The sequence below is a fragment of the Paenibacillus sp. E194 genome (genome assembly GCF_000935845.1).
Classification (GTDB): Bacteria; Bacillota; Bacilli; order Paenibacillales; family Paenibacillaceae; genus Paenibacillus_B; species Paenibacillus_B alvei_B.
Window position 1 is genome coordinate 1 of record NZ_JMDX01000323.1, and the last position, 5,417, is coordinate 5,417.

At 43.4% G+C, this 5,417-nt stretch carries 4 protein-coding genes and 1 pseudogene; 4 read left to right on the forward strand and 1 reads right to left on the reverse strand.

What is annotated here, in order from left to right:
- A partial coding sequence (locus AZ66_RS26325; protein ID WP_044357600.1) for an ankyrin repeat domain-containing protein occupies positions 1–859 on the forward strand: 859 nt, incomplete at its 5' end.
- Positions 860–979: 120 nt separating this feature from the next.
- Here the strand turns inward: AZ66_RS26325 and AZ66_RS26330 are convergent.
- Positions 980–1,984 carry a serine hydrolase domain-containing protein gene (locus tag AZ66_RS26330; protein WP_044357601.1) on the reverse strand — a complete coding sequence of 335 codons (1,005 nt, stop codon included), beginning with the start codon at positions 1,982–1,984 and terminating at the stop codon, positions 980–982.
- 391 nt (positions 1,985–2,375) lie between these two features.
- On the opposite strand from AZ66_RS26330, the gene AZ66_RS26335 reads away from it, so the two are divergent.
- The 3 genes and pseudogenes from AZ66_RS26335 (at position 2,376) to AZ66_RS26345 (ending at position 4,948) form a co-directional block, all read left to right on the forward strand.
- Positions 2,376–2,717 carry a DUF485 domain-containing protein gene (locus AZ66_RS26335; protein WP_044357602.1) on the forward strand — a complete coding sequence of 114 codons (342 nt, stop codon included), beginning with the start codon at positions 2,376–2,378 and terminating at the stop codon, positions 2,715–2,717.
- 3 nt (positions 2,718–2,720) lie between these two features.
- Positions 2,721–4,268 (forward strand): solute symporter family protein, encoded by a 1,548-nt coding sequence (locus tag AZ66_RS26340; RefSeq protein WP_044357603.1) that lies wholly within the window; start codon positions 2,721–2,723, stop codon positions 4,266–4,268.
- A gap of 172 nt (positions 4,269–4,440) precedes the next feature.
- Positions 4,441–4,948 (forward strand): annotated as a pseudogene (locus tag AZ66_RS26345) (GrpB family protein).
- Positions 4,949–5,417 lie beyond the last annotated feature (469 nt).

Below are 5,417 nucleotides of genomic sequence, written 5' to 3' on the forward strand. Positions count from 1 at the left end.
GAATCATAAGAAGGAACCATCCTTCCTGCTCGCTGTTCGCTATTGTGAAGAGGAGATCATAAGATACATCGTAGCGCATGGAGCCAAGGTCGATGCCCTGGATCAGCTTAAGTCCAATGCCTATCAACAAGCTTATTACGGGAACAAACACAACCTCCCGCTTATCCATGAGCTTGGCTTGGATGCAGCCAGTTATGGCGGCTATACACTACGTAAAGCCGTTAACGATCGGGATTGGCGTACGATTGAATTTCTGCTTCAGCATGGAGTGGATATCAATTTCAACAAACCGGATATGGTCTACCCGTATTGTGCTACCTCCTTAACCACTGCCGCACGAAATGGCGATTTGAAGATGGTTCAATACTTAGTTGAACGTGGAGCGGACGTATGTATATGTGAAAAAGGCGGTGATCGTGCCTATACGATTGCTGTGCAAAATAAAGATAGCGCTATGGCTGAGTATTTGAAGTCCCTGGAGCCTGCTGATTTCCATAGCATTGAAAATAAAAGATTGGCATTGAAGAGCTATAAGCTGCCACAAGGACTGATTGATTTTCTATTGGGAGACAAGCTGCGAATCGATTTGCCTGACAATGAGTACGAGATTGGCTACATCGAGTTCTTCCCTTACACAGATACGATTGAAATGAAAGCAGGAAGGAAGAAAATGCTGCGTCTCTCCGCGGAAGTTGATAATTACTCTTCAATTCTCCTTGTCTGGAATCCAAAGACGAAATGCGTCGGCTACTATGATGAAGAGCATCAGGAATACGGCGATGTATGCAGCTTCGAGGATTTCCTGGCACAGCCTGAGCTGTATATGACCAAGATTGTGGAGGGAGAATTGGTGACATGAAACAGTAGCTACTAATTTGTAGTCATACATACGGTGTAACACGGTTATCAAGCTCTCGAAATATCGAGAGCTTCTTTATTGTATATCTCGTAGGCGCTAACCTTCTTACAGAGTTTTTCACTACATTTGCTTGATCGCAGTGCATACCATATTGCCGAACGTTTTAATATCCTCTAAATAATCATAACTTGCAGGATTTCCCCCCTGTTGATTGTACATTCTTACTGCCACCGTATGATATTGCGGAATGACAAGGCAAGCGCAGCCAGTAATGCCGAGCGATTGGAACGAACCTCCCGGAAGCTGATCCCCCAGCTCAGATGCAGTGCGCGGAATATCCTGAACAAACCAGAAGAAACCGTTCCTCGGCAAATGCGGCTCTAATTGAGGCGGAGTACATATGGATGTCGCCAGTTCGAAGACTTCTGTTGGAATGATTCTTATTCCCTTGTACATGCCCTTATCTAAATGAAGCTGTCCCCATCTCGCCAACTCACGTGCACTTACAAATAAATTCCCATCATTCCCCTGATCATCCGTATATACCTCATCGAGCCAGACCAGATTAGAATCACGTTCTTTGCTCCATCCTGTCTCCGTAAATCCGCAAAGATGAAACACTTTTTCCTCCAATACGTGTACAAACGGCTTCTCATACAGTTTCTCCATCAACTTAATGAGTATGTTTACACCCATGTTGTTATAGGCCCAGTTGGTACCGGCAGTAAACAATCTTCGATTCAAATGATGGAGTCCGTGCGTATGAGTCAGCAAATGACGTATCGTCGTCCCTCTTAGCGTCGCTGCCATTTGTTGATCTGTGATATCTATATAGTCGTCTATGTAGTCCGTGATAGAGTCATCCAAGTTGCGGATTTTCCCTTCATACAATGCCAAGCTGACCACGAACCCTAGATATGTTTTCCTCACCGATGCGACGTTGAAGCGGGACGCTGCATCTACAACTCGTTGTCCTGTCTCGTCATGAGTTCCAGAATACCATTCGTTAACGACTTCCTGCTGATGAAGAATATAGGAAGCCGCTGCTGTGGCTGAAATCTGATGCTGAATCCGCTCAACATATTCGTTCAATACTGTGAAATGCTGCGTACTTGGCTTATTCATAGGTTACTCTTCCGCCCCTTCTGCTTCGAATCTTAACAGATCGTTTACTTCTTATCTAGTTCCCCCAATTATAAACACAGGTATAGACCACCAGTATGATGCATATAACGTTACACATTCAACTTCGCAGCATGAGATCGGCAATCAAGCCTATTTCGAAGACATCTCTTCACGTTTACAAAAAGTAATGAACTGAAATAAAGTCATAAATCAGGTATATCTTTACAACTCTTCATTTTATAGTATAATGTTTTCGAATTGTATTTTCACAAATTGTACACATCTATCTCTACATTAAAGGTGGTGGCCACTAACAACTGTAAGGCATATTTTGTAAGCGCTTCGATTTTGTACGATGCAGGTATACTATATTGAATGAGAGGGATTGCTGATGGCAGGTAAAAAGTTAACAGCCGAGCACAAGAGGCAGGAATTAACTCCCGAACAATACTCATCAATTGCGAAGTCCGATAACTTCAGAAAGTTGATTCGAACCAAGAAAACTTTCATTATTCCTTTCACAATCTTCTTCCTTTGCTTCTATTTCGCCTTGCCGATCCTTACATCCTACACGGACATCTTGAATTATTCCTTTTACGGCAGTATTACATGGGCTTGGGTCTTTGCCTTTCTACAATTTGTTATGACCTGGGCATTTTGTATGATTTACTACAAAAAGGCATCGAAATTTGATAAAGCCTCCGACCAAATTATTGCTGAGAAAGGGAGGTAGACTATGAATACTGCTGCATTTATTATGTTTTTGGCCATTGTTGCCTTGACACTCGTGATTACATATTGGGCTTCGAAAAAGAGTAAGTCTGCAAGCGAGTTCTATACAGCTGGAGGCGGCTTGACCGGATGGCAGAACGGGATGGCGATTGCCGGGGATTATATGTCAGCGGCTTCGTTCTTAGGGATTGCGGGATCGATTGCGCTAGCAGGATTTGATGGATTTTTCTACAGTATCGGCTTTCTCGTTGCTTACTTAGTCGTACTTTTCTTGGTCGCAGAACCTTTACGAAATTTAGGGAAATATACATTTGCCGATATGATTGCTGCTCGCTTTAAAACGACAAAAATTCGCGGATTCGCAGCATTTAATACCATTGCCATATCGATCTTCTACATGATTGCACAGCTTGTAGGGGCAGGAGCTTTGATCAAGCTGCTTCTCGGCATTGATTTTGCAACCTCCGTCATCATCGTAGGTATTCTTATGACAGTCTATGTCACTTTTGGCGGAATGCACGCCACGAGTTGGGTACAGATTGTCAAAGCAATTCTCCTTATGGCCGGGACGCTTCTTATTTCGATTCTCGTGCTGTACAAATTCAACTGGAGCCTCACAGGCATGTTTGATCATGTCAAGGATGCAACGCCACTCAAAGAGAAATTCCTTAATCCCGGTGTTAAATATAAGGATGGTCTTGATACACTCTCCTTAACGATGGGATTAGTACTTGGAACCGCAGGCCTGCCTCATATTCTTGTCCGCTTCTTTACGGTTAAAAATGCGAAAACAGCTCGCAGCTCGGTTGTATACGCAACTTGGATTATCGGAATTTTCTATGTGATGACGATATTTCTAGGTTTTGGTGCTGCTGCATTTGTTGGAAATGGAGATATTACCGCTGCGGATAAAGCAGGAAACATGGCAGCTCCGCTCCTCGCAAAAGCACTTGGTGGCAATATGCTATTTGCATTTATTTCTGCTGTCGCCTTCGCGACCATTCTCGCCGTTGTAGCAGGACTTGTACTTACCGCTGCTGCTGCCTTCTCCCATGACTTCTACAATCAAATCATGAGAAAAGGGCAAGCGACAGAGAAACAGCAGGTCAATATGGCACGTTATGCTTCCATCGGGATTTCTGTTATTTCCATAATTCTAGCCTTATTTGCAAAAAACCTTAACGTTGCATTCCTCGTATCGCTAGCATTTGCCGTTGCTGCGAGTGCAAACCTACCTGTTATTCTATATACGATTTTCTGGAGACGTTTTAATACGAATGGTGCGATTTGGGCCATGGTGGTTGGTCTGATCACCTCCGTGGGACTCGTTCTCGTCAGTCCGAACGTATTTCATCCTGAAGCTGGAAAGGCGATCTTCGTTGGACACGCGCTGTATCCGCTTACGACTCCTGGTATTGTCTCCATTCCACTTGGCTTCATCGCTGGTTATATCGGCACCATGCTGTCGAGTAAATCAGGAAAAGCCGACAATCAAGTCGAATTCGATGAAATTCTTGTCCGCTCCAATACAGGAATCGATACCACGATGTGATCCAAAATTTATATTGACTGCGTAAAGCATCCGTTCTGCGGATGCTTTTTTACATATGTCTTCCTTACCGATGCGTTTACTTCCTATTTGGCTTCCCCTATGATATATCTACAGGGATAGATTACTGTCAGATAAAATATATGCATTCGTTCGAAGGAGGAGATCTGCTGCAATGAACGTAATCGTAACGAAATATAATGAAAACTGGAATCGTATGTTCGAAGATGAAGCGCAAAAAATAAAAGCGATACTCGGAGATGAGTTAAATGACATCCATCATATCGGCAGCACTTCAGTACCCGGGCTACAAGCCAAACCGATTATCGATATGATGCCAGTTGTAATGGACATCACCAGAATCGATTCTTTTAATGAGCAAATGAAGGAACTTGGTTACGAATGCATGGGCGAGTTCGGCATGGAAGGAAGACGGTATTTCAGAAAGGGCGGAGATCATCGAACCCACCACGTGCATGCGTTTCAGATGGATAACATAGAAGATATTCAGCGCCATTTGGCAGTAAGAGATTTTTTGCGAACACACCCCGAGGTAGCATCACAATGGCAGCTTAAAAGAAAGACTAGCGCGACAATATCCCGATGACATCGAAGCTTATATGGACGGGAAAGATTCATTCGTGAAGAACCTTGAAAAAGAAGCAATAGATTGGCATGCTTAAACTACCATCCGTAGAGTCGAATTCGACTTGAATCCGGTTAACGGAGCGACTTGAATGCCACTCGGAGTTCTGAAATGAAAAGTTCCGGCTGTTCCCAGGCTGCAAAGTGTCCGCCCTTGCCGAGTTTATTATAATGCATAAGTTTGGGATACGCTCTCATTAAGCTCCATCCGAAGGGCAATTCCTATTCCATTTTCCAATGACTATGTTTTTTCTCATTTCACGCTGATACTCTATCTTTATATTTGAGTTACTCTGGATTACACAGAAAATAGTGAAGTACTATTAACTACCGCTCCTTTTCGCTTATGGCTTTACAAATTCAATTGTACTTTTCGAATATTTAGCATGCTGTCAAGACCAGTAGGATCTTGCTGCACTTTAAATCGCACAAAAGCGTCTGCTTGCTCGGATGTACGAATGCGCATTGGCTTCGTCTCCATGTTTACCAAATTCAGCATAACTTCAG

Bases quoted from the DNA above. Each gene is read 5' to 3' on its own strand.
- AZ66_RS26330 (WP_044357601.1), bottom strand. From the start codon at position 1,984: ATGAATAAGCCAAGTACGCAGCATTTCACAGTATTGAACGAATATGTT.
- AZ66_RS26335 (WP_044357602.1), top strand. From the start codon at position 2,376: ATGGCAGGTAAAAAGTTAACAGCCGAGCACAAGAGGCAGGAATTAACT.
- AZ66_RS26340 (WP_044357603.1), top strand. From the start codon at position 2,721: ATGAATACTGCTGCATTTATTATGTTTTTGGCCATTGTTGCCTTGACA.